This window comes from Sphingomonas sp. SAFR-052 (assembly GCF_051965015.1).
GTDB lineage: Bacteria > Pseudomonadota > Alphaproteobacteria > Sphingomonadales > Sphingomonadaceae > Sphingomonas.
In genome coordinates, this window is record NZ_JBQCMO010000003.1 from 149,128 (window position 1) to 173,463 (window position 24,336).

Below are 24,336 nucleotides of genomic sequence, written 5' to 3' on the forward strand. Positions count from 1 at the left end.
ATTATCATCGCGCGATAGCGGGCACATATTCCGGTCAGCAGATCGAACGATGATCCAGGCCGCCTCCTCGGCGCTTGCACCGGAGTGTATGACCATGAGCGTCCAGCCCACCTACTTCATCCCGCATGGCGGCGGCCCCTGCTTCTTCATGGACGACCCGCGCGGCGTGTGGACCGGTATGGAAGCGTTCCTGCGCAGCCTGCCAAACACGCTCGCCGAGAAGCCCAAGGCCATCCTCGTCGTCTCGGGACATTGGGAGACGGACGGCTTTGCCTTCACCGGCGCCGAACGGCCCGAGCTGATCTACGACTATTACAACTTCCCGCCCCATACCTATCAGCTGCGCTACGACGTACCAGGCTCGCCCGCGCTCGCCGCCCGTGCCGCGGCCCTGCTCAAGGATGCGGGCATCCCCTCGTCTGTCGACGCGACACGGGGCCTGGATCACGGCGTGTTCGTGCCCCTCAAGGTGGCCTTTCCGGATGCCGACATTCCGCTGATCGAGATGTCCGTCGAGCGGGGGCTGAACCCGGCCCTCCATGTCGCTGCCGGGCGCGCCCTCGCGCCGCTGCGTGAGGAAGGTGTGCTGATCCTGGGTTCGGGCATGAGCTTCCACAACATGCGCGCCTATGGCGACCCGCGCTCGACGCCCGGCTCGCAGGCGTTCGACCAATGGCTGGCCGAGAGCATGGAACTGGATGGTGCGCAGCGAGCCGAGCGTCTGGCGCATTGGGCCGATGCGCCATCGGCGCGGTTCGCCCATCCACCCGCCAAGGAGGAGCATCTGCTGCCCCTGATGGTCGCGGCCGGCGCGGCCGAAGGCGAAGGCGCCCGGGTCTATGCCGAGGAAGTGCTGTCGACCGCCATCTCGGGTTTCCGTTTCAACTGATCTCACCGCGTCACTGAAGGAGAATTGTCATGACCATCGGCGTCACCGGCGCGACCGGCCAGCTTGGCCGCCTCGTCATCGAAAGCTTGAAGCGCAAGTCGACCGACGAGCCGATCGTGGCGCTGGTGCGCTCGCCCGAAAAGGCCAGCGACCTGGGTGTCGAGGCACTCGCGTTCGATTACGCGCAGCCTGAGACGCTCGCTCCGGCACTGGCCGGGATCGACACGTTGCTCTTGATCTCGTCGAGCGAGGTCGGGCAGCGCGAGGCACAGCACCGCAACGTCATCGAGGCCGCCAAGACGGCGGGCATCAAGCGTATCGTCTACACCAGCCTGCTGCACGCCGACCGATCGCCGATCAGCCTGGGCGAGGAGCACCGTGCGACCGAAGCGCTGCTGGCCTCCTCCGGTATCTCGACGACCCTCCTGCGCAATGGCTGGTACACCGAGAACTACACCGGCTCGATTCCCGCAGCCCTGGAGAATGGCGCGCTCGTCGGCAGCGCTGGCGAGGGACGCCTGTCGCTCGCGACCCGCGCCGATTATGCCCAAGCCGCAGCCATCGTGCTGACCAGCGACGGCCATGAGGGCAAGACCTATGAGCTGGCCGGTGACGACGCGGTGACGCTCGCCGACCTTGCCGCCGAGATCTCGCGCCAGACGGGTCGCGACATCCCGTACCGTGATCTGCCGCAGGCAGATTACGCCGCGATCCTGAAGCAGGTCGGCCTGCCCGACGGCTTCGCCGAAGGGCTTGCCGCGTGGGACGTCGATGCCTCGAAGGGCGCGTTGTTCGATGACGGCCATCAGCTCTCGAAGCTGATCGGGCGTTCGACGACACCGCTGGCCGACGCCGTGCGGGCGCAACTCGCCGCGCAGGGCTGACGTTACGCAATCCCCAGACCGTTAAAGACCATCCCTGGAGATAGCGCATGAATATCGACCCTTCCGGCAAGACGGCGCTCGTGACAGGTTCGACGGCCGGAATTGGCTTTGCGATTTGACGGTCCCCCGGTTTCTCATCCAGGTCGAAGGTGAGTTTCCGGCGTTCATTCGGCCGCGATCTTGGCCGCGGCAGCAGCATATTCGACCGGCGTCAGCCAGCCAAGCGATGTGTGAGGACTGCTCTCGTTATAGTCGCGCCGCCAAGCCTCGATCTTGGCCCGGGCGTCCTCCAGCGACAGGGAACCAGTGCGTGTTCAGGCACTCGTCCCGAAGGCGCCCGTTGAACGACTCCACGAAGGCATTGTCCGTAGGCTTGCCCGGCCGGCTGAAGTCCAGCGTGACGCCGTTCTCGTAGGCCCAGCGGTCGAGCGCCTTCGAGATGAACTCGGGCCCGTTATCGACACGAACTCGCCTACGCCGAGGCCGCCGTACACCTTCTTCCAGCGGTAGAACGTCTGCTCCGAGATCCCCATCCGGCGGATCACCTCCGCCACCGACGTACCCGTCTCCGCCTGCTTGGGTTCGGTTCCGGCTGAGGGCGAAATGACACCCTAAGCGCTGGCGTCCTTGGGCCAGAGATATTCGCCGGTGAGCAGGATGTGCGCCCACCCGAGCGGCGATACGTGGGCCAGCAGATGGTCAGGCGTATCCAGCCCTTCGCGGCGCCTGGCCTCGACGGCATGGCCGAGGTGCAGGGTATTCCAGTAGACGATTATAGCGGTGAGGAGGTTGAGGCCGGCGATCCGGTAGTGTTGACCCTCGGTGGTGCGGTCGCGGATCTCGCCCTGTCGGCCAATGCGTAGGGCGTTCTTCAGCGCGTGATGCGCCTCGCCCTTGTTCAGGCCACTTGGGCGCGCCGCTGCATGCCGGTGTCGAGGATCCATTCGATGATGAACAGCGTCCGCTCGATCCGCCCGACCTCGCGCAGGGCTGCGGCAAGGTCGTTCTGGCGCGGATAGGCGGCGAGCTTGCGCAGGATACGGCTTGGCGCGATCTGCCCCGCGCTCATGGTGGCGGCGCAGCGGAACAGGTCGGGCCAGTTGGCGACGATCAGCGCCTCGCGTGCCTTGCCGCCCACCAGCGGGCGCAGTTCGGTCGGCGTGGCGGCAGGATCGAAGACGTACAGTCGCTTGGACGGCAGGTCGCGGATGCGCAGCACGAGACGGTAGCCCAGCATGGCGCTGATACCGAACAGGTGGTCGGTGAACCCGCCGGTGTCGGCGTACTGCTCCTCGATCCGGCGTCCAGCTTCGTTCATCGTCAACCCGTCGAGCAGATAGGGTGCCTCGCTGACGGTCGCCGGAATGGTGCGCGATGAGAACGGTGCGAAGCGGTCGTTGACGTGGGTGTAGGCCTTGATGCCGGGATCGTTGCCGTAGCGGGCGTTGACCGTGTTCATCGCCTCTCCCAGCCGCGCGGCGGGGTAGAATTGGCCATCGGCCGACGCGGTGGTGCCCACGCCCCAGACCCGCGCCATCGGCAGATCGCCTTGCGCGGCGACCACGGCGGCCAGTGCCTGGTCGATCGCCTCGCTCTCGACATGCCAGCGCGCGAGGCGGGAGAGCTGCCAATAGTCGTGGGTGTTGCAGGCCTCGGCCATTTTGCGCAGGCCGAGGTTAAGCCCCTCCGCGAGCAGGACGTTCAGCAGGCCGATCCGGTCGCCGCACGGCACGCCGGTGCGCAGATGCGTGAAGGCATCGGTGAAGCCCAGCGCGGCATCGACTTCGAGCAGCAGGTCGGTGATGCGGACGGGCGGCAGGCGACGATACAGGTCGAGCAGCAATTCCTCGATCCTGTCCGGCGGGTCGGCAGTGAGGCGGTCGATGCGCAGCGTGCCGTCCTCGATGCTGCCGTGTGGGATCGTCCCGTTGCGCGCGGCACGACCGAGCCGGGCGAGGGCATCGGCAAGCCGCGCCTTGCGGTCGGCCAGCCAGGCCTGCGGGTCGGACGGGACCGCCAGCTTCATGCTATGCGCGACGGCCATCGGCACGAGGACGTGCCGCAGGTCGCCATAGCGATGCGAGCGGTCGAGCCAGATGTCGCCCGAGCGCAGCGCGTCGCGCAGGTGGAACATCACCGCAACTTCGCGGAGGCGGGCATCATCATCGCCCTTCACCCGCAACTGACGCCGCCATTTGGAATGCGGGCGCAGGAAATCGTCGGTCGCCTGCAGTTCGCCCCTGGCGGCGATGGCGGTGACCGCATCGAGCAGGGGCCGGGCAACCGGCGCGGCTGCGAGATCGAGGCAGCGCAGCATACGCGGCGCATAGCGGCGGAAGCGATGGTAGCCCTGATCGACATGCGCCAGCGGATCGTCGCCCAGCGTGTCGGTCAGCGTCCGGGCTGTCGCGACGAGGCGGCCGAGCCGGTCCCATCCCGCCGCGCGCGCGACCGCATCCTCCAGCGATGCGCCCTCGCCATGTGCGTCGAGCAGCGATCGGCCGAGCGTGGCGAACCCGTCCAGCGTCGCGGTGACCGCTCCTCTGGTTTCCGCGGCGCGCGCATCATGCACCTGCTTTGCCTCGCGCCAGGTACGGCCGACGATCCGGTCATGCGTTTCGACCACCGCATCGGCGGTCGCGGCCACCCATTCGATGACGCAGACCGCGAGGATGGCGCGGCGCCGATCGGCGTTCAGGTCGCGCAGACCATCGGCGAAATAGCGCTCGCCCTGCCGGCGAAGCCGGGCAACGCGGTGGGGCGGGACGCCGGCGAGCAGTCCGGCATCGAGGTTCATCGCGCGCAGGAACTCCAACCGGTCGAGGAGCCGGTTCGCCGCGGCGGAATTGTTGCCCGGCTCGATCCGGCGCAGCCAGATGAAGCGGCTGATCGCGCCCGGCAGCATCTCGGTCGTCAGCCGGTCGAGCCGGGTGCAGGCGACGCGATCGAAGCGTGCGGCGATGCGTTTCTCGATACCGCGCTCGGCCGCGACCAGCGCGTCCGCGCACAGCCGCTCGATGGTGGTGATCGCCGGCAGGATGGTCATGGTGTCGCGGCAGCGGGCGATGAAGCGCCGGGCAAGATCGTCGTTGGAGCGGGCCTGTTCGGCTTCGGCGAGCAGCCAGTCGCGGAATGCCCGTCCCGGTGCGCCCTGACCGGGGAACATCCTGTAGCCGTAGGTCCGGCGCAGCACCTCCATGTGCTGCTGGCGCGTCTGGCGGCGAACGGCATATCGGGCGAGCGTGTCGCCGGTGATGCCGAGCTGGGCACCGAGGAAGACCGACACCGCCAGCGGGATCACCTCGCCCGGTGCCAGCATCCGACCGGGATAGCGCAGCGCACACAGTTGCAGCGCGAAGCCGATTCGGTTCTCCGGGCGGCGTCGCCGGTCGATATGGATCAGGTCGTCGTCGGCCAGGATGTAGTGCCGCAGCAGCGATGCCTCGTCGGTCGGCAGGTCGAGCAGCGCCGACCGCTGCCGGGCGCTCAGGATATGGCGGCGCGGCATGGCCCAGTGCCCCGGTTGAACAGAAGTCTGTTTTGGACAACACTGACCCGACGCAAATCAAGTGTTTTCGGGGCCGGATTTCGGGAAGGTTCAATTGGGACAACGCGCCGCCATCTACGCCCGCGTGTCGACAGCCGACCAGTCGTGCGAGCGGCAGTTGCGCGACCTTGCCGGTTTCGCCGAACGCGGCGGCTATGAGGTGGTCGAGGTCTTCCGCGAAACCGCCTCGGGCATGAAGGCCAACCGCTCGGCGCGAGCCGAGGTGATGAAGCTGGCGCAGGCGCGGCACATCGATGCGATCCTCGTCACCGAACTCAGCCGCTGGGGACGCTCGACCCAGGACCTGCTCGATACGCTCAATCGGCTGTCAGGCTGGCGCGTCTCGGTAGTCGCGATGAGCGGCATGACGTTTGAGGTCGACACCCCGCACGGGCGGATGATGGCGACGATGCTTGCCGGCATCGCGCAGTTCGAGCGCGACATGCTGAGCGAACGGGTGCGCTCCGGCCTCGCTGCGGCACGGGCACGGGGACGCAAATTGGGGAGACAGACCGGCGACCGCCCCAAGTCCGACCGGCTCGCCCCCAAGGTGTTGGCGCTCGTCGCCGAGGGCCGTAGCTATCGCTGGATTGCCCGCGACCTGGGTCTCAGCAAGAACACCGTCGCCGCAATCGTCGGGCGTGCGCGGGTGCACACGGCTCCCGATATCAAAATCGCGGAGTAAGAATTCTCGGCATCTGATCCTGTCGTGAAGACGCTGAATTATCGTTTGACCACCCGCCAAGGCACGAGCGCCGTAGAAGGTTTCCAGCAAGATTCCAGGCTCGCTGCGAAGTCGTTCGCCCACGCACCGGGACTACCCGGCTTCAGCCATCCCTCGTAGCGTGATCGCATCAGGTACTCGCCAATCTCGAACGATATCTTGTCGGCGTGCAGCACGATCTCGGGCATCTGGCGGGTCTGATTTAACACGGACGAGAACCTGGGGTCTTGTCCAGTCGCTAGGTGCGCCATTGCGATGGGACATTTGCGAATGTCAGCCTCGAGCCACTCCAGTCCTGCCTTATCGAGCGAACGGAGCAGGGCATCATCGCTTTGCGGCGGTGACTTTGCGATCATGGCAAATAGTCGCTGCCCGCGGGCTCGCGCCCTTGGCGGTTTACCTTCATAGGGTGAACGGACCATCCGGGCTATCAGGCGATCTCCGCATGTCCGACGTGCCTCGCCCAGGTCGGCATCGGTGCAGCCCCTGCGGACTGCGATCGCGTAAACCGGAAAGCCGTAATCGTCTCCCAGATAGCGGACCGCCATTGCCGGTTCGGACCGTTCGGGGAAGAAGCGGGCCGGGTCAAATGCAAGTGCGCGAGTGCGTTCCTGGAAATCGTATGCTCGCGGAGTGTCCTGTGCCGCCAAGGGCGCGACTTGGCCGAGGACGAGCGCCGCGGCGATGTAGGCAGATCGGATCATGCTCATACATCACATGGCCCTTCAGGGCTGCATAGCCAGTTTCGCTGAAGTCGCGAATGCCGCCCCCCCCAAACCCAGCCAGTCCACTTAGGGTGTCATTTCGCCCTCAGCCGGAACCGACCCCGTCTAGTCCTGGGGGCGAAGAGGGACGGATCGTGAAACAGGACGAAGAAGCGCGACTTGACGCGCTATACCAGTTGAACCTGCTCGACACGCCTCCGAGCGCGAGCTTCGATCGCATCACGCGCATGGCGAGCCAGATCTTCAATCTGCCTATTTCGGCGGTATCACTGACCGATCGGGACCGGCAGTGGTTCAAATCGCGTGTCGGGGTCGAACATAGCTCCATACCGCGCGACAAGGCACCGTGCGCGCAGGTGGCGGAGACCACCGAGGTGCTGGTCATCCCCGCCTTCTCGCCGACAACTGCTATGCGACGAGCCTCCTGGCGGAAACAGGAGTTCGCTTCTACGCTGGCGTTCGGCTCGTTACCCGCGAAGGATTCGGCCTCGGCTCGCTTTGTGTGCTCGGCACGGAGCCGCGAACGGTGTCTGAGGTGGAGATGACCGGCCTGAGCGATCTGGCCGATATGGTCATGGCGCAGATCGAGATGCAGCACGCATTCGGGCGCATCGATCCCCTCAGCGGCCTTCCCAACCGCACCCAGTTTCTCGACGATCTTGAAGACCTTGGTCGGGATGCGCCTGGCGAGCGGCGATATGCCGTGCTGCTCGACCTTGCCCGTAACGACCAGCTCAACAACGGCCTGCGCGTGATGGGGCCTTCGTTCGTCGATGACATGGTGCAGGATGCCGCCAGGTCGCTCCGGGCAGCACTCGCCCCGGACGAACGGCCTACCATGTCGCTGCAACGCAGTTTGCGTTCCTGTCCCCGCCTGAGCCGGAGCGGGACGCATATCTGGCGTTGCTCGACTCGATGCTGGCGACAGCCCAGAATGCTTCCGTCGTTCGGTTCGCCATGACCACCGCGATTGGCGTCACGCCCGTCATTCTTGGTGAGGCGGACCCGCGCGACGTGCTGCGTACCGCCTATAGCGCCGCCCAGGACGCCCGTGCGTCAGAGAACGCCGTTAGCCTCTACTCACCCGACGAGGACCGCGTTCACGGCCGCAGGTTCACACTCCTCAACGATTTTGGTGCTGCGCTCGACCAGCCGGGTCAGCTCAGGCTCGTATTTCAGCCGCGGGTCGATGTCGCCTCGGGGCAGTGCATCGGGGCGGAGGCGCTGCTCCGCTGGAAGCATCCTCGCTTGGGGGAAGTGTCACCCGGAGAGTTCATTCCGATCATCGAGCAGACCTCGCTTGCGAAGCCCACTACCGCATGGGTGCTTGATACGGCCATGCGACAGCTTGCAGCCTGGCGGAAAGAGGGACTCCACCTTCAGCTTTCGATCAACGTCTCTGCGGCCAATCTCGAAGAAAGCGACTTCGCCGGACGCGTGCAGCTCTATCTCCTGAAGCACCGGCTGCGCCCGGATGCGATCGAGCTGGAGGTGACGGAGAGTGCCGTGATGGAGAATGGCGGTCGCGCCATGACGCAGCTTCGCGAGCTGAAAGCCGCCGGGGTGCCGCTGGCAATCGACGATTTCGGCACGGTCTATAGCAGCCTTGCCTATCTCCAGCGCCTACCGGCGCGGGTGGTCAAGATCGACCAGTCATTCATCCGGCATCTGGCGGAGGAAGAGCGGGAGCAAGCCCTTGTTCGTTCAATGATCACCCTCTCGCACGATCTGGGCTACCGCGTCGTTGCCGAAGGCGTTGAGAGCGCCGCCGCTGCGACGATGCTGGCCGGGATGGGGTGCGAGGAAGCACAGGGCTACCACTTCGCACGACCAATCGAGGCGGAGGATTTCCGGCAGTGGTTGGTCGCTTCGTGCAGTTTGCCGCTGAGGACCGCCGCCGCGTCCGACGCAGCAGCAGGCGGACATCCTGGCCCGAGCCGGGTGCAACGCGATCCAGGGTTATCTTTTCGCAAAGCCGCTCTCACCGGCTCAGGCCACCGATCTACTCGACCAGGCGGCACGCTCGGCTAAGGCAGCTGCCTAGGTCTGCCGACATACTTGGACGCAAGCTGATCGACACCGCCGCTACACGTGCTCCACAGCGGCGGTGTCGATCAGCATCGATAAGCGTCCTGTTCCCGGTTATCCCGCCAATCAGCCGTGCGGGCGCATAACAACCTTGATCACACCTTCTTCCTTGTCGCGGAATTTAGCGTACATTTCTGGCGCGTCTTCAAGACTGGCCGGGTGGGTGATCACGAAGCTGGGGTCGATCGCGCCCGCGACGATTTTTTCCAGCAACGGTCTAGTATAGCGCTGCACGTGGGTTTGGCCGAGCTTGATCGTTAGTCCTTTGTTCATCGCTGCACCGATCGGAAGCTTGTCACCCATCCCGACGTAGACGCCGGGCACGGAGACCGTGCCGCCCTTGCGGCAGCTCATGATCGCCTGCCGCAAGACGTGGACGCGATCAGTGGCGAGCATCATGCTTGCCTTCACCTTGTCCATGACCGCGTCCGCCGCCCCGTGCGCGGCCGCCTCGCAGCCGACAGCATCGATGCAGCTGTCGGGGCCCCGGCCCTTGGTTCGCGCCTGCAGCTCGTCATAGACATCGGTTTCGGCGAAGTTAATCGTCTCAGCGCCACCGGCCTCCGCCATGGCGAGTCGCTCGGGCACCTCGTCGATCGCAATCACGCGGCCGGCGCCCATCATCAGCGCGGAGCGGATGGCGAACTGGCCGACCGGACCGCAGCCCCAGATCGCGACGGTGTCGCCATGCTCGATCTGCGCATTCTCGGCGGCCATGTAGCCGGTCGGGAAGATATCCGATAGGAAGAGGGCCTGCTCATCGGTAACGTTGTCGGGAATCTTGATCGGACCGACATCCGCCATCGGCACGCGGAGATACTCCGCCTGGCCGCCGCAGTAGCCGCCCAGCATGTGGCTGAAGCCGAACAGCCCGGCGGGCGAATGGCCCATCGCCTTGGCGGCCATCTCGGCGTTCGGATTGGTCCGATCGCAGGCCGCAAACAGACCCTTCTTGCAGAACCAGCAATCGCCGCAGCTGATCGTGAACGGCACCACCACCCGGTCCCCGATCTTGAGGTTGGTGACCTCGGACCCGAGCGCCACGACCTCGCCCATGTTCTCGTGGCCGAGGATGTCGCCGGCCTCCATGGTAGGCTGATATCCATCCAGCAGGTGAAGGTCCGACCCGCAGATCGCGCAGGCGGTTACTTTGATGATCGCATCGCGCGGGTGCTTGATCTCGGGATCCGCGACGGTGTCGACACGGACATCGCCCTTACCGTGCCAGCATAGTGCGCGCATGTCGTTTCCCCATCTAATCGGACGTCCCCGTGGTAAGGACCTCGTCTAAGGCGCCCAACGCCTTGGGCTGCGGCATGGTTCCCGTCTGTCGGATCCGTGAACGAGCAGCCATTTCGGGCAGCGATCGGCGAGCTCACCCGCGACATCAGGCTCAAACTGTTCGTAAAACGGCCGGTTTTCTGGCGGCAGCGATTTTTGCCTCAACGACGCCTCCTAGAGATCGGAAAACCCGTTGCGGAAACCACCGGCATATTGCAGGGGTGGTGGATATCTTTTCTGGCGAGGTAATGATGCTCATCGGATATGTGAGGGTGTCCAAAGCTGATGGATCGCAGACGCTGGCGCCGCAGCGCGACGCACTGCTCGCGGCCGGCGTCGATGCCTCGCGTATTTATGAAGACCTCGCTTCGGGCCGCCACGATGCGCGTCCCGGTTTGGCTGCCTGCCTAAAGGCGTTGCAGCCTGGCAATACACTGGTCCTTTGGAAACTGGATCGTCTCGGGCGCGACCTCCGGCATCTGGTCATCACTGCCGAGGCGCTGCGTGAGCGTGGCATCGGGTTGAAGGTGCTGACGGGTGCCGGCGCGCAGATCGACACCACCACCGCCAACGGTCGCCTCGCTTTCGGCATCTTCGCCGCCTTTGCCGAGTTCGAACGTGAGTTGATCGCCGAGCGCACACAGGCCGGCCTTGCTGCGGCACGCGCCCGGGGGCGGATGGGCGGACGACCTCGCAAGATGGATAAGGCGACGCTGGCGATGGCGATGGCCGCAATGTCCGACCGCAACGCGATTGCAGCCGATGTCGCGCGGCGCCTTGGGATGACGACCACGACGCTCTATATGTACGTGAACGGTGACGGCACGCCTAAAGCGCCGGGCCAGGCGCTGCTTGACGGTGTGCCGTACCGCAAAGAACGACTGTGCGCCGCGTGATGAACCACGCCGCGCCTCAACGATCAGGCATATCGCCGAGCGGGCGCGACGATCACGTCATGTTCGATGGACCGGGCGGAGATTGCAGCCGGGGTCATGGCCGCGGGAATACACCTTCCCCGGCGCGGCTTGCCTGTGAGCCGCTGTGGTCGCGCCAGGATCATCAGGTTCATCACCGCCGTGCCGATCAGAAACTCTTCTTCCGCTCCGCGGATGCCGCGCAGGTGAAGGCGTCTCATGCCATGCTTGCCTTTGGCGTCGGCGAAGAACCGTTCGACCCCGCGCCGCAACCGCATCGACCGTTTGTAAAGCCCGGTTTCCATCTCGGCTCGAGCAAGATCGCGAACGTCCTCATCGTCCAGTCGGACCAGGGTACGACGCCGCGCCGTCGTGCATTTCTTTCGAAGCACGCACGCCTCGCAGTCACGCGCATCGGCAGCATAACGGTGTACGCCGGTGGGCAGGTGAAATGCGTGGTGCCGGAGGAGCCTACCGTTCGGACAGGTAAAGCTGTCGGTGTCACGATCATAGCTGAAGGCCGTTCGCGGCAGCTTGCCCTTGGCCTGCTGCGTCCGGTCGATCACGGGGATGTGTGGGATCGCGCCGTGGTTACGGACGAAGCCGAGGAAACCGGCGCTGCCGTAGGCCTTATCGGCCGCAACCCGCTTGGGGTGGAAGTCGAACCGATCTGCCGACCTCTCGAGCATGACGCGGCCGGCATCGACCTCCTCCGCGAAACGAGCCGGCGTCGCCTCGACATCAAGCGCAACGCCACTTGGGGTGTCGACCAGCGCGTTGAGGGCGTAGCCGAACCGGCCCCGCACCGTTCGCGCCGACCAGGCCGCGGCAGGATCTGTTCGAGAGACGCCTTGGCAGCTTTTCGAGCGCGCCATTTCCCAAACGGCATCTCCGGTGTCTTGCACCCATTCCCGAACCGCGCGCGATGCGTTGGCGACATACGGCAGGTAGCCAGGAACGGTCTTACGCTGCCAGCTTGCATCAGCCGCTATAAACGACGCGTCGATCGCGGCGTCTTTTCCTCCGACCAGCCCTTCGTCGATGCAGCGTCGAACTGTGCTGTCGAACAGGGTTCGAAAGACGCCTGCCTCGCGGAAGCGACCATGCCGGTTTTTGCTGAACGTCGAATGGTGCGGAACCCTGTCTCCCGGCGTGAGGCGGCAGAACCAGCGGTAAGCCAGATTGTAGCGCCGCTCCTCGCACAGGCGCCGCTCGGACGCGATCGCGTAGATGCGGCCAATCAGAGTCATGCGGATCAGCAGTTCGGGATCGATCGATGGTCGCCCTCGTGTGCTGTAATGCCCAGCCAGTGCTTGCCTCAGCTCGCTCGTGTCGAGACATCTATCAATGCGACGCAGCAGGTGGTCTGCGGGCAACATGGCTTCTATGGTGCGGCGGGACGCCCCTTCCCGCCCACCGCGACAGGTTGGTCCCATCATGGCGGCGCTCCTCTCGGCAGGGGTGAAACGAAGGAGTAACCCGGCATGTCCGGCATTTTTCAACAGGCCCGGTCGGTTGTGACACCGGCACTCGTATTCAGATTTCTGAGGGTTTGCAGGTGTCAAAAGGCCGGTTAAAAATGTCCGGTTCTGAGATGGGAAACTTGCCCCGGCTATGACTGCCTTCGGGTCGGAAGGAGCCTGGCAGCTCAGCGGCGGCACGACCAACCTCGGCAAGAGCGCTAGGCTCGCGCCGTGTTTGTGCGCCATACATTAAGCTGATCTAATCGGTATCAGCGCCTGCGCTCTTCTTCCGACGGGAGACTCGGGCTGCCCCCTTCGTCGGATGTTCCGTCACGAGCTTTGTAACTTCAGCGCCCCAGACTTCGAGAGCTGCCCTTTTCTCGGCCGCGAAGCCATAGCGCTGGTACACTCCGACGATACCGCTTCGAGTTCCCGAGACATGGTTCAAAACCGCCTCGGTGACTTCCAGTCGAACGCCGAGTCGCTGGAGCCCCGTTGCCGCCGTCCGTCGAATGTCGTGGAGCGTCCAGTCGCGTACCACACCGAGTTTCTCAAGCATTGTAGCCCGTAGTCGCGCCTGAACCTTGCTGAAGCCGCTCGGTCCATTCTGCGGCTGACCTTTCGCCGGAAACAACTTGGGGCTGTCCGGCACCTCGTCGATCTTCTTGAGAACGGCCAGTGCCTCCCGGGAAAGCGGAACGAAGTGGCGCTCACCGTTCTTCGCCCGCTCAGCGGGTATCCACCACTCACCACGCTTAAGGTCGAACTCGCTACGGTCCGCGCTGAAAACCTCAGCGCGCCGCTGCCCGGTCAGGATCAACAATTTTAATGCAGGCCCCCAAGGAAGCGGTTCGGCGTCTAACAGCTTCCACAGGGTCGCAAGCTCCCGGTCGTCGAGCACGCGGTCGCGAGCCTTCGGCGCCTTCGGACGGCCGGCATCTCGGCACGGGTTTGTGGGAAGTCGATCTAGCCTCGGTAGTGCCCACGAGTAGAATGCGGACAATTGCGCGTGGACGTTGCGCGCCATCACGGGCGCTGTAGCGGCGACGCTGTCGACCAGTGCCGTGATGTCCCCCCGGGTGACCGCCTCCGCCATTCGGTCGCCCAGCACCGGGATGACGTAGTTCTCAAGGACCCGCTTCATCTCCCCTACGGACCGGCGATCTGCCTTTGCCGCCAGATAGTCCGGGACCATGCTGCGGATCGTGAGCGCGCTGGTTCGCTTACTTGGCATCCTTAGTTTGGAGCTAGGGTCCCCGCCTGTCTCGATGTCGCTGATGATTGAGCGAGCCTTCTTCCGGGCGTCGGCAAGACCGAAACGGGCACCGTATTGGCCGATGGTCATGTTCTTGACCCTGCCGCCTACCCGCTTCCGGACGATGAACGTTTTCAAGCCGGTGGCGCCAATCCGGACGCGAAGCCCTGGAACGGCAGGATCGCTGACCTCGATCTGGCCGCGCTCCGGCGCCTTCAGACCCTTCAGCTTCGCGTCGGTGAGAGCCGTCTTGTTACCTAGGATGTTACCTATGTTCTCCATTCGTCCCACCTCAATTCCGGACCCGCTGATGTGTTACCTTAGGTATCACTTGGGGTCAGATACCCCGGTAAACTGCGGGAAACCTTGGGATAATGCAATGGCGGATTTCTGCGGTTTTTGGACGTTCTGGGGCCTTGCGGGACACCCCAAAAAATGACTCTTAATCAGCGGGTCCTTGGTTCGAGCCCAAGTGCGTCCACCAGTTTTTGCATCGGCAACGGCATTTGCCATGCTATCGACGGGCGATGGCCAAACCCCAGATCCTGATGCCCGCCCCGCTGGCTCCCGACGTCGTCGCCGCGCTCGACGAACGCTTCACGCTGCACCGCTTGTGGGAGCAGGACGACCGCGATGCGTTTCTGGCGGAGGTCGGGCCGGCGATCGTCGGCATGGCGGCGACAACGCTGGCGGGCAGGATCAATGCGGCGTGGCTCGACCGGCTGCCTGCGCTGGAGATCATTGCCAGCTTCGGGGTCGGATATGACAATGTCGATGCGAAGGCGGCTGCGGCGCAGGGCGTCATCGTCACGAACACGCCGGGGGTTTTGGACGACGAGGTAGCCGACCTGGCCGTCGGGCTGTTGCTGGCGACGCTGCGCCGCATTCCGCAGGCCGATGCCTTTGTTCGCGCGGGACAGTGGCCCGCGGGCGCGTTCCCGCTGTCCCCGACGCTGCGTGGGCGGCGGATCGGGATCATCGGGCTGGGCGCGATCGGAAAGGCGATTGCACGGCGACTGGAAGCATTCGGCGTCGCGATCGCCTATCATGGACGGTCGCGGCAGGAGGGTGTCGCCTATCGCTATCACGACACGCCGGTCGCGCTGGCGAAGGCGTCGGACGTGGTCATCGCGATCGTGCCTGGTAACAGCGGCACGCGGCACCTGATCGACGCAGCGGTGCTCGAGGCGCTCGGACGCGAGGGGGTGCTCATCAACGTCGCGCGGGGGAGCGTCGTCGACGAGGCGGCGCTGGTGGCAGCATTGCAGGACGGTATTATTGGCGGTGCGGGGCTGGACGTGTTCGAGGACGAACCGCATGTGCTGGAGGCTCTGATCGCAATGCCGAATGTCGTGCTGTTGCCGCATATCGGGTCGGCGTCGGTCGCGACGCGGGCGGCGATGGGGCGGCTGGTGGTCGACAATCTGGTGGCGTGGTTCGACGGTCGTCCGGCGCTGACGCCGGTGCCCGAGACGGCCGCATTGAACCGTCGTTAGACGCCCATCGCCTCGCCAAGGCGGACGGGGCGTTCGGAGGCCCAGTCGGGGTTGAAGGCGATGCGGCCGGGTTCGAAGAGCATGACGATCGTCGATCCAAGCAGGAACCGGCCCATTTCCTCGCCCCGTTTCAACACGATGTCGCCTGGCGGATAGGTCCATTCGGCGATCCGGCCGGTGCGTTTCGGGTTGACGACGCCGTGCCAGACGGTCGCCATGCTGCCGACGATCGTCGCGCCGACCAGCACCATGACGAAACGGCCATGGTCGGCCGAGTCGAAGACGCAGACGACGCGTTCGTTGCGGGCGAACAGATTGGGGACGCCGCGGGCGGTGACGGGGTTTACCGAGTAGAGCGAGCCGGGAACATAGATCATGCGCGTCAGCGTGCCGTCGCAGGGCATGTGCAGGCGGTGATAGTCGCGGGGCGAGAGATACAAGTTGGCGAAGTTGCCACGTTCGAACGATTTGGCGAGGGTCGGATCGCCTCCAATCAATTCGACCGTATTGAACCAGTGGCCCTTGGCCTGGACGATGCGGCCGTCCTCGATCGGGCCGAACTGGCTGATCGCGCCGTCGACCGGACACACGAAGTTGACACCGGCGAGCGGACGCACGCCATCGCGCAGCGGGCGCGTGAAGAAATCGTTGAACGATTTGTAGCTGTTAAGGTCCGCATTCGCCGCCTCGGTCATGTTGACACCATAGCGACGCGCGAACCAGCGGATCAGGCGCGGCGTCAGCAACGCCGATTCCGCACGCGCGACCCGGCCGGCAAAGCCGGTCAGGTGGCGTTTGGGCAGGAGATGCTGGAACAGGATCTTAAGACGGTCGGACATCGGGCCTCGGTTTGCGACGCTAGGCGAGCAGGACGATATGTCCAGCGGAAACGCATGGCGCCGCGGGCCGGTCCGACCTATAGGCGCGGCCCATGACCATCCTGTCCCGCGTCGCGCGCATCGTCGCCTTACCCCTGCTGGCGGTATCGCCCATCGCCCATGCCCAGACTCCGGCCCCGGCGGTAAAGCCCAGCACGGCGATCATCCCGCTGCCGCTCAACCCGATCGTCCCGGCGGCGCAGCGGCTGTGTTCGGCCAAGACCGCGTCGGGCCTCGGCTATAGCGTGCTGCGTCCCGGCACCGGGGCGAAGCCGACCGCGAGCGATATCGCGCTCATCAACTATGTCGGATATCTGGCGGCGACCGGTGCGGTGTTCGACCAGAACATGCAGTCGCCGCTGCCGATCGATCAGGTGATCCCGGGCTTTTCCGAAGCGTTGCAGACGATGAACCGGACGGCGGTGGTGCGGTTCTGCATTCCCGCGGCGCTCGGCTATGGCGCGCGGGAAGCCGGATCGATCCCGGCCAATTCCGATCTGGTGTTCCAGGTCGAACTGCTCGATTTCAAGACCGCCGCCGAGGTGCAGGCGATGAACAACCCGCCTGCCCCCGCCCCGGCCGAGGCGCAGCCGGCCGCGCCGGCCAAACCGTAAGCTCTTAGCGCGCCGCCAACGTCGGTGCGGCGGCGCCGTCGGTCATCCGGATCGGCAGGATGCGACCGTCGCGGGCGTAGCGGACGCGGTCGATCGCCACCTGTCGTTCGCCGCGATAGGGTTCGGCGCCCTGCGGATTTTCCCAGCGGTGATAGACGATCAGCCATTCGCCATTGGGCGCCTTCACGAAGCTGTGGTGGCCCGGCCCCTTGTGCGTCGCATCGCTGGTCAGGATCGCGCCGCGATAGTTCCAGGGACCCACCGGCGAAGGCGCGGTCGCGTAATGGACCGAATAGCTGGCGCCGTTGAAGCGGCCATGGCTGTACGACAGATAATAGGTGCCGCCGCGTTCGTGCATGAAGGCCCCTTCGGTAAATTGCGGCGGGTTGGCGACCGGTACTTCGCGGGCGATCGTCACCATGTCGGGTTTGAGTTCCCAGACGCGCAGTTTCGAACCGGCGCTGCCGCCCGCATAAAAATAGCTTTTCCCCGAGCGGGCGTCGTTGAAGACCATCGGGTCGATCGCCTCGAACCCCTGCCCTCCGGTCACCAGCGGACGGCCGCTGTCGCGATACGGCCCCTCCGGCCGGTCGGCGACGGCGACGCCAATGCGGCTGGGTGTCGGGTTCTGCGGCCCGACCGAGAAATAGAGATAATATTTGCCGTTCCGCGTCGCGACGCCCGGCGCCCAGAGAAAATGTTCGGGTGCGCCGTCATCCTTGATCCAGCCGATTTGGTCGCGGCGGATCAGTTCGCCACGCGGGCGCCAGTTCCTGAGATCGCGGGTCGAGAAGGCACCGAAGCGGTCGGCGGCCCAGCTGCCGCCCGGGCCGCCGGTCGGGAACACCCATAGTTCGTTGCCGATGAACATGGCGTGGGGATCGGCACCCTCGAATTGCGGATTGCCGACCGGGGCGGCGGCGACGCTGGTTAGGAGGACCAGCGGGAGGAACAGGCGTTTGCGCATGGTGGGGTCCCTTAGGTTCGGAGGGTTGCATGTCGGTTCGTCGGGACTTTGGCGAAACGGCTCCTCCGTTTCTTTGCAGATCATGCCTGCAAGCGCTGTCCGCTCAATCCCGAAAATTGTCGTACCCCCGCGAAGGCGGGGGTCCAGAGCCAAGCAAGCAAAGGCTTGCGACTGCGGCCCTGGATCCCCGCCTTCGCGGGGATACGGTGAAGCAGCCTTGCGCAGAAGTCTCGCCTTCGTCCCCGATCAGAAGCGGAAGCGGACGCCGAGCGAATAGACGCGTTCGAGATACTGGATCTGGCGGGTATAGACGTCGCCGGCATCGTTGAACTGGCGGGTCCGCTTGATCGGGTTGCCGAGCAGGTTGACGATGTCGAATGCCAACGTGACGTTCGGCACCGGGGTCAGCGTCGTCGAGAAGTCGAGCTGGCCCCGCCCCTTTTCGATCACGGCGCGGGTGCGCGGCGATCCGTCCGCGCCGATATCGAGCGGTTCGACACTGTAATAGCTGACGAAATCCGACCGGTAGTTATACGCAAGCCGCGCCGAGAAGAACGAGCGTTCGTACAGGCCGACGAGGTTGCCCGACCATTCCGACACACCGGTGAACGGCACCCGCGTGCCCGCGACATTGGGCGAGGCGCTGAGGCCCGTGGCGAGGTCGCCGCGTGCGTCGATATAGGTCGCGTTCGCCTGTACGCCGAAGCCGCGCATCCATTCGGGAAGGCTGTCGAAATCGAGGAAGCTGGTGAAGGCGACCTCAGCCCCGTTGAAGCGGGTCTTGCCGGTATTTTCCGGCCGGTCGAAGCGCGACGGACCATAGCCGAGATCGACCGGAGCGATGGCGACGCGCGAGATGAAGCCCTGCGCATCGCGGCGGAACAGTGCGCCGGTGAGCGAACCGGTCCGCGAGAAATACCATTCGAGGCTGACGTCGTAATTGTCCGAGGTCAGCGGGTTCAACTCCGGGTTGCCGCCCGAGATGTTGCGCAGATTGCTGTTCGGATCGTTCGGGTTGGGCGGATTGTTGGGGTCGATGACCGGCGGCGGGCCAACGGTCAGCGTCGGGTTCAGGTCGAAGAAGTTCGGCCGCGTCCGCGTCTGGGTATAGGCGAGGCGCATCTGCAGTTCTTCGTTGAAGCGGATCCGCGCGCTGACGTTGGGCAGATAGTCGGTATATTCGTTTTCGGCGGTAACCGGGCTGAAGGTCGGGTTGGCCGGATCGGTTTCGTCGCGGGCGAAGCCGCCGATGCGCGTCTTGGTCTTGACCGCGCGGACGCCGACCAGACCGTCGACGCTCATCGTCGAACTCAGGTCGAAGCCGTATTTGACCTGCGCATAGGTCGCGAACGCCTTTTCATTCGCGCGGAAATTCTCGGTCGGGTTATAGGCCGGGTTGCCGGCCGGCGCGCCGAAGAAGGAGCGCAGCTCGGCGATGTTCGCGCGGATGCTGGGTTCGGTGATCGACGCAATCGTCTTCACCGGGAAGGCATTGTCGAATTTGAATGCCGGGCGCGTCGATCCGATCTCGATCGGCAGCGCCGAGATGGGAATGCGCTGTTCGGTCAGCACGCTGCCGTTCAGCGTGCTGATGTACGGCGCGCCGCGATCGCGATTGGCGTCGCGGTCGTTGTAGCGGAAGCCGACCTTGAATTCCTTCAGGAAGCCGTCGCCAAGGTCGTATTGCGCGTCGAAGCGGGTTTGAATGTCCTTGCCGCCGACCTTCAGGAATTCCTGAAAGAAGCCGCGTGTCAGGAAATTGCTCGGATCGGTCACGTCGAAATCGACGAAGTTGAAACTCGGCCCGCCATAATTGCCGCTGGGCGTTTCGAACACGACGTTGCGGGTCGGCGAACTGGCGAACAGATAGTCGATATTGTTCAGATTGAAGGTGTAGGCGCTGTCGGTATAGGCGACATCCGCCGACAGGCGCAGCCGGTCGCGGGTCCAGGTCGCGCCGCCGCCGACCTGATAGGTATCGGTGCGGCCGTTTGCGGAGGTGAAATAGCCGTCGGGCGTGTTGGCGCCGACCACGGTCGCGCTCTGGGCGATGGTGGGGTTGCCGTCGCGCGTCGTCAGGTTGTTCAGGCGGAACGCGTCGCCGCCGAAGATCGGCACGAACATCCACTGGTTGGAATCATGGCCGCGATAGCCCTGATACAGGCCGTCGACATAAAGTTCGAGTTCGTCGCTTGGCCGCCATTGGAACGCGGCGTTCGCCGAGGGACGCCAGCGTTTGCCGTTGCTGGTGAAGCGGCCCTGCGCATCGGGATAGCGGACGCCGTCGACGCCGGCATTGGCGACGTTCGTCGTACCGATCACCAGCGACTGTTCGCGCGTCGCGTCGAGATAGTTCAGCCCGACATAGGACGCGTTGACGAGCAGCCCCATCTCGCCGATGCCGGTGTTCCACCGCCCGCTGACCAGGAGGTTGCCGTTCCACGTCAGCCCACCCGATTGCTCCCAGTTGACGCCGTTGAGCGAGCCGGAGATTTCGAGGCCCTTGAAATCGAACGGCCGGCGGCCGCGGACATTGACCTGTCCGCCGATGCCGCCCTCGATCAGGTTCGCGGTGCTCGATTTGTAGACTTCGAGCGCGGCGACGGTGCCGGCCGGGAAATCCTGGATCGCGACGAAGCGCCCTTCGGCGGTGAAGATCTCGCGGCCGTTATAGGTGGTGCTGATATCGGGCAGGCCGCGGATCTGGACGCCCGCCGCCTCGCCTGCGCCGCGCGTCACCTGTACGCCGGTCACGCGCGCGAGGGCTGCGGAGGCGAAGGTGTCCGGCAGCTTGCCGATATCCTCGGCGACGATCGCATCGACGATGCCGTCCGAATTCTGCTTGAGCTGTTGCGCCGATTGCAGGCTGCGGCGCAGGCCGGTGACGACGATGTCGCCGTCGTCGCTCGCGCTGTCCTGAGTCGACGGTGCCGGGGCGGTCGGGCTGACCGACTGATCGGACGGCGTGGTCGGCTTGGGCGTTTCCTGCGCGCCGGTCTGTGCGAGCGCGGTCAGCGGCAGCGTGCCCGCGGTGGCGGCCAGCAGCGACGCGGATGCGCGCCAGAAATGCTTGCGGTGCATATTTCCTCCCCAGTTCAAAGCGATGCGGTCTGGTGCCGCCGATTTGTCCGACCTAACAGCGCCGGAAGGCGTTCACAATACGAATATATGTGATAATTGGAAACGGTTACGAAAGAAGCGTTTTCGCGCTCCGACCACCGTGTGTGGTCGGACCGGGAGCGCGGACAAGGGAGAGAATGAATGAAGGAATTTGTCGTCGCGCTGCTGGGTGCGACCATGCTGACCATGAGCCCGGCCGAGGCGCGCGACCGGTGGAGCGAGGCGCAGGCCAATGCATGGTATGCGAAGCAGCCATGGCTGGTCGGGGCGAACTTCACGCCGGCGAGCGCGATCAACCAGTTCGAGATGTGGCAGGCCGAGACCTGGGACCCGAAGCGGATCGATTACGAGCTGAACCTGGCGCAGGGCATCGGCATGAACACGATGCGCGTGTTCCTGCACGACCAGCTGTGGACGCAGGACCCGGAGGGGTTCAAGCGGCGCATCGACGAATTCCTGCAGATCGCCGCGCGGCATAAGATCAAGCCGCTGTTCGTGCTGTTCGACAGCTGCTGGGACCCGAACCCGAAGCTGGGTCCGCAGCATCCGCCGATCCCCGGCGTGCATAATTCGGGCTGGGTCCAGGGGCCGGGCATGGTCGGCCTGCGCGACCGGAGCCGTTATCCGGCGTACAAGGCCTATGTGCAGGGCGTGATCGCGGCGTTCGGTCGCGACGATCGCGTCCTCGGCTGGGACGTGTGGAACGAACCCGACAACGGCGCCGATCAGTATAAGGGGCAGGAGGGCAAGGAGCCACTGGTCCGCGCGCTGCTGGCGCAGGTGTTCGACTGGGCGCGCGAAGCCGATCCGATGCAGCCGATCACCTCGGGCGTGTGGATCGGCGACGACTGGACGCCGGGAGGCAAGGGATCGGCGATGGCGAAGCTGCAACTGGCGCAGTCGGACGTCATCACCTTCCACGACTATAGCTGGCCCGAGACGTTCGAGGGGCGCATCCGGCAGCTGCTGCCCTATCAGCGCCCGATCATCTGCACCGAATATATGGCGCGCGGCAACGGATCGACCTTCGACGGGTCGCTGCCGATCGCGAAACGCTACAATGTCGGCATGATGAACTGGGGCTTCGTCGATGGAAAGACGCAGACGCGGCTGCCATGGGACAGCTGGCAGAAGCCCTATGTGCTGGCCGAGCCGACCATCTGGTTCCACGAGGTGTTCCGCGCCGACGGCACCCCCTATCGCACCGCCGAGACCGACCTGATCCGGCGGCTGGCCGCGGCGCCCAAGGGGGTCGTGCCGGTGGTCGCTTCGGTGCCGCCGCGCCGCCGCTGACCACCGCCCTGCCCGCCGCCGGTCGAACGGTGGCGGGCGGGGAAATCCTAACCTGTTGGTAATTTCTTTACCCTACCCTGCGGCCTTCCACGGGGAGTCGCCGGTGCATCTCTCGATTTCGACCAAGGTAACGTTAGCCTGCGCGGCCGTGCTGCTGCCGTCGTTGTTGCTGTTGGCGAGCTGGCTGCACATCGGCGCGGAGGTCGGATCGGCGGCGGGGCATATCGGCCACCTGACCGAATTGCTGCGCGGGCAGGACCGGCAGGATGCGGCGCAGCGGGCGCTGCGGCTGTCGATCGGCGATGCGACCCGGATGGCCGAGCGGCACGGCACCGTGCCCGAGGCGCAGTGGCGGCTGCTGTCCGCCGAGTTGCGGGCATTCCGCCAGCTGTCGAACGTCACCATAACCGACCCCGACCGGGCGCTGCCGGCCGAACTGCGCATCGCACTGGCGCAGACCCGCCTCGCGACGATGGCGTTCGTGCCGATCGGACAGGGGCTGGTCGACACCGCCCGCCACGATCCCGACGCCATCAAGCCGGCGATGCCGCGGTTCCTTGATGCGCTGAAACGGCTGGAGAGTGAACGGACGCGGGCGCGCGACGTGCTGGGCCGTGCGATCGGGGATGCCGCCGACGACGCCATTTCGCTCAACCACCGTGGCACGTTTCGCGCGCTGCTGAGTGCCGGGGCGGTGATCCTGGCGCTGCTGGTGATGGCGTTGTGGCTGCACCTGCGCGTCATCGACCCGATCACCGCGATCGCCGGCATCCTGCGCGCCTTTCGCGCCGACCGTCCCGTCGGGCAGAGCGTGCCGTGTCTCGACCGGCGCGACGAGGTCGGCGACCTGGCGCGCGGCGTGTCCGAATATCACAAGGCGATGGAGGCGCAGCGTAGCGCGCAGCGGCGGGTCGACTTCCTCGCCCATCACGACGCGCTGACCGGCCTGCCCAACCGGCTGCTGTTCGAGAACCGGCTGACCCACGAATTGATCCGTGCGCGGCGGACCGGCGAGAAGGTCACGCTGTTCGCGATCGACCTCGACGAATTCAAGAGCATCAACGACCGCTGCGGCCATGCCGGCGGCGACGACGCGTTGCGCCGCGCGGCCAAGCTGTTGTCGGGCTGTGTCCGCGCCAGCGACCTCGTCGCGCGGATCGGTGGCGACGAATTCGCGATCATCCAGGTCGCCCAGTCTCAGCCGGCCGCCGCCGAGGCGCTTCTGCGCCGCATCGCTCGGGCGAGCGAAGCGACGATGACCGCCGACGTCCCGATCCAGATGAGCATTGGCGTCGCCATCTCCTCCCCCGATCAGGGCGGCGACGACCTGCACAATCTGGCGGACATGGCGCTGTACCGGGCGAAGTCGGACGGGCGGAACACCGCGCGCTTCTTCGATACCGGACTGCTGGAGGAAGTTAGCCTGCGCAGCCGGCTGGGCCGCGATCTGGAACGCGCGATCGATGCGAACCAGCTCTATCTCGCCTATCAGCCGATCGCGACCCCCGAGGGCGATATCACCGGGTTCGAGGCGCTGCTGCGCTGGACCCATATCGATCTGGGCGACATCCGCCCCGACATCTTCATCCCGATCGCCGAGGCGACGGGGCAGATCGGGCGCATCGGCCAATGGGTCGCCGATACGGCGATGGCCGCCGCCGCGCAGTGGCCTGAGACGATGCTGCTGGCGCTGAACCTGTCGCCGCTCCAGTTCCGCGACGCCGAACTGGCCGGCACCCTGCTCGACCTCGCCGCGAAACACGGTATCGCCACCCGCCGGCTGGAATTCGAAGTCACCGAAAGCGCGACGCTGCTCGACCAGCATCGACATGCGGTGCAGACGACGCTGCGCCGGTTGCAGGCGGCAGGCGCGATCATCGCCATGGACGATTTCGGCACCGGTCATTCGTCGCTCAGCAATCTGAAGGAATTCACCTTCGACAAGCTGAAGATCGATCGTAGCTTCGTCGCGACGATGCTGTCCGACGCCGCATCCGCCGTGATCGTCAAGGCGACGATCGGCCTCGGCAAGAGTCTGGGCATGTCGATCGTCGCCGAAGGCGTCGAGACCGCCGAACAGTTGGCGCAGCTGCGTGAATGGGGCTGCGACCAGTTGCAGGGCTATCATATCGGCCGGCCGATGCGGGTCGTCGACCATCTGCTGGCGCCGGTCGAAATGGCGATCTGACCCACGCGAC

Annotated in this window: 18 protein-coding genes, 1 tRNA gene and 2 pseudogenes; 12 read left to right on the top strand and 9 right to left on the bottom strand. The window is 65.2% G+C overall.

Going from position 1 to position 24,336, the window contains the following annotated elements; translation table 11 throughout:
* Window positions 1-49 precede the first annotated feature (49 nt).
* A complete protein-coding gene (locus tag ACTHQV_RS06505) occupies window positions 50-889 on the top strand; it encodes a DODA-type extradiol aromatic ring-opening family dioxygenase (protein WP_238995141.1) in 840 nt (279 codons plus the stop codon).
* A gap of 29 nt (window positions 890-918) precedes the next feature.
* The gene (locus ACTHQV_RS06510) at window positions 919-1,773 is read left to right on the top strand and encodes an SDR family oxidoreductase (protein WP_145147047.1); all 855 of its coding nucleotides are present in this window, start codon (window positions 919-921) and stop codon (window positions 1,771-1,773) included.
* Window positions 1,774-1,937: 164 nt separating this feature from the next.
* Here ACTHQV_RS06510 and ACTHQV_RS06515 read toward each other — a convergent pair.
* Both ACTHQV_RS06515 and ACTHQV_RS06520 read right to left on the bottom strand, forming a co-directional pair.
* A pseudogene (locus ACTHQV_RS06515) lies at window positions 1,938-2,244 on the bottom strand (integrase core domain-containing protein); the annotation flags it as partial.
* A 140-nt stretch (window positions 2,245-2,384) separates the two neighbouring features.
* Window positions 2,385-5,281 (bottom strand): annotated as a pseudogene (locus tag ACTHQV_RS06520) (Tn3 family transposase).
* A gap of 61 nt (window positions 5,282-5,342) precedes the next feature.
* Here ACTHQV_RS06520 and ACTHQV_RS06525 point away from each other — a divergent pair.
* Complete coding sequence (locus tag ACTHQV_RS06525) at window positions 5,343-6,005, top strand: recombinase family protein (RefSeq protein ID WP_238995142.1); 663 nt, start codon at window positions 5,343-5,345, stop codon at window positions 6,003-6,005.
* 38 nt (window positions 6,006-6,043) lie between these two features.
* Here ACTHQV_RS06525 and ACTHQV_RS06530 read toward each other — a convergent pair whose 3' ends face one another.
* Entirely contained in the window at window positions 6,044-6,748 is a 705-nt protein-coding gene (locus tag ACTHQV_RS06530; protein ID WP_440489020.1) for a hypothetical protein, read from the bottom strand.
* A 155-nt stretch (window positions 6,749-6,903) separates the two neighbouring features.
* Here ACTHQV_RS06530 and ACTHQV_RS06535 point away from each other — a divergent pair, with 155 nt between their 5' ends.
* Genes ACTHQV_RS06535 through ACTHQV_RS06545 form a run of 3 tightly spaced genes read left to right on the top strand, consistent with a single transcriptional unit; the run spans window position 6,904 to window position 8,800 of the window.
* Entirely contained in the window at window positions 6,904-7,314 is a 411-nt protein-coding gene (locus ACTHQV_RS06535) for a hypothetical protein (RefSeq protein WP_238995143.1), read from the top strand.
* Window positions 7,311-7,730 (top strand): hypothetical protein, encoded by a 420-nt coding sequence (locus ACTHQV_RS06540; protein WP_440489021.1) that lies wholly within the window; start codon window positions 7,311-7,313, stop codon window positions 7,728-7,730. The genes ACTHQV_RS06535 and ACTHQV_RS06540 overlap by 4 nt, the downstream gene beginning before the upstream one ends.
* Window positions 7,727-8,800 (top strand): putative bifunctional diguanylate cyclase/phosphodiesterase, encoded by a 1,074-nt coding sequence (locus tag ACTHQV_RS06545; protein WP_440489022.1) that lies wholly within the window; start codon window positions 7,727-7,729, stop codon window positions 8,798-8,800. The genes ACTHQV_RS06540 and ACTHQV_RS06545 overlap by 4 nt, the downstream gene beginning before the upstream one ends.
* Window positions 8,801-8,923: 123 nt before the next feature.
* Here ACTHQV_RS06545 and ACTHQV_RS06550 read toward each other — a convergent pair whose 3' ends face one another.
* Window positions 8,924-10,099: a zinc-dependent alcohol dehydrogenase gene (locus ACTHQV_RS06550; RefSeq protein ID WP_035366856.1), complete on the bottom strand. Its 1,176-nt coding sequence runs from the start codon at window positions 10,097-10,099 to the stop codon at window positions 8,924-8,926.
* Between the two features lie 290 nt (window positions 10,100-10,389).
* Here ACTHQV_RS06550 and ACTHQV_RS06555 point away from each other — a divergent pair, with 290 nt between their 5' ends.
* Window positions 10,390-11,034: a recombinase family protein gene (locus ACTHQV_RS06555; RefSeq protein WP_145150242.1), complete on the top strand. Its 645-nt coding sequence runs from the start codon at window positions 10,390-10,392 to the stop codon at window positions 11,032-11,034.
* A 23-nt stretch (window positions 11,035-11,057) separates the two neighbouring features.
* On the opposite strand, the gene ACTHQV_RS06560 is transcribed toward ACTHQV_RS06555, so the two are convergent.
* Both ACTHQV_RS06560 and ACTHQV_RS06565 read right to left on the bottom strand, forming a co-directional pair.
* A complete protein-coding gene (locus ACTHQV_RS06560) occupies window positions 11,058-12,491 on the bottom strand; it encodes a transposase (protein ID WP_238995316.1) in 1,434 nt (477 codons plus the stop codon).
* A 283-nt stretch (window positions 12,492-12,774) separates the two neighbouring features.
* The gene (locus ACTHQV_RS06565; protein WP_145150167.1) at window positions 12,775-14,052 is read right to left on the bottom strand and encodes a tyrosine-type recombinase/integrase; all 1,278 of its coding nucleotides are present in this window, start codon (window positions 14,050-14,052) and stop codon (window positions 12,775-12,777) included.
* A gap of 119 nt (window positions 14,053-14,171) precedes the next feature.
* Between ACTHQV_RS06565 and ACTHQV_RS06570 the strand changes: the two genes are divergently transcribed.
* Window positions 14,172-14,254: transfer RNA gene (locus tag ACTHQV_RS06570), tRNA-Lys, on the top strand.
* Window positions 14,255-14,297: 43 nt separating this feature from the next.
* On the top strand, window positions 14,298-15,266 hold the full coding sequence (locus ACTHQV_RS06575) for a 2-hydroxyacid dehydrogenase (RefSeq protein ID WP_440489023.1): 969 nt from the start codon (window positions 14,298-14,300) through the stop codon (window positions 15,264-15,266).
* On the opposite strand, the gene asd is transcribed toward ACTHQV_RS06575, so the two are convergent.
* The gene (gene asd, locus ACTHQV_RS06580; RefSeq protein ID WP_440489024.1) at window positions 15,263-16,105 is read right to left on the bottom strand and encodes an archaetidylserine decarboxylase; all 843 of its coding nucleotides are present in this window, start codon (window positions 16,103-16,105) and stop codon (window positions 15,263-15,265) included. The genes ACTHQV_RS06575 and asd overlap by 4 nt on opposite strands.
* A 92-nt stretch (window positions 16,106-16,197) precedes the next feature.
* On the opposite strand from asd, the gene ACTHQV_RS06585 reads away from it, so the two are divergent.
* Window positions 16,198-16,758, top strand: coding sequence for an FKBP-type peptidyl-prolyl cis-trans isomerase (locus tag ACTHQV_RS06585; RefSeq protein ID WP_440489026.1), 561 nt, complete (start codon window positions 16,198-16,200; stop codon window positions 16,756-16,758).
* Window positions 16,759-16,762: 4 nt separating this feature from the next.
* Here the strand turns inward: ACTHQV_RS06585 and ACTHQV_RS06590 are convergent, their stop codons facing one another.
* Entirely contained in the window at window positions 16,763-17,725 is a 963-nt protein-coding gene (locus ACTHQV_RS06590) for a family 43 glycosylhydrolase (protein WP_440489027.1), read from the bottom strand.
* Window positions 17,726-17,971: 246 nt separating this feature from the next.
* Window positions 17,972-20,806, bottom strand: coding sequence for a TonB-dependent receptor (locus ACTHQV_RS06595; RefSeq protein WP_440489029.1), 2,835 nt, complete (start codon window positions 20,804-20,806; stop codon window positions 17,972-17,974).
* Between the two features lie 180 nt (window positions 20,807-20,986).
* On the opposite strand from ACTHQV_RS06595, the gene ACTHQV_RS06600 reads away from it, so the two are divergent.
* A complete protein-coding gene (locus tag ACTHQV_RS06600; RefSeq protein WP_440489030.1) occupies window positions 20,987-22,138 on the top strand; it encodes a 1,4-beta-xylanase in 1,152 nt (383 codons plus the stop codon).
* A gap of 148 nt (window positions 22,139-22,286) precedes the next feature.
* Window positions 22,287-24,326, top strand: a complete 2,040-nt coding sequence (locus ACTHQV_RS06605) for a putative bifunctional diguanylate cyclase/phosphodiesterase (RefSeq protein ID WP_440489031.1) — start codon at window positions 22,287-22,289, stop codon at window positions 24,324-24,326.
* Window positions 24,327-24,336 lie beyond the last annotated feature (10 nt).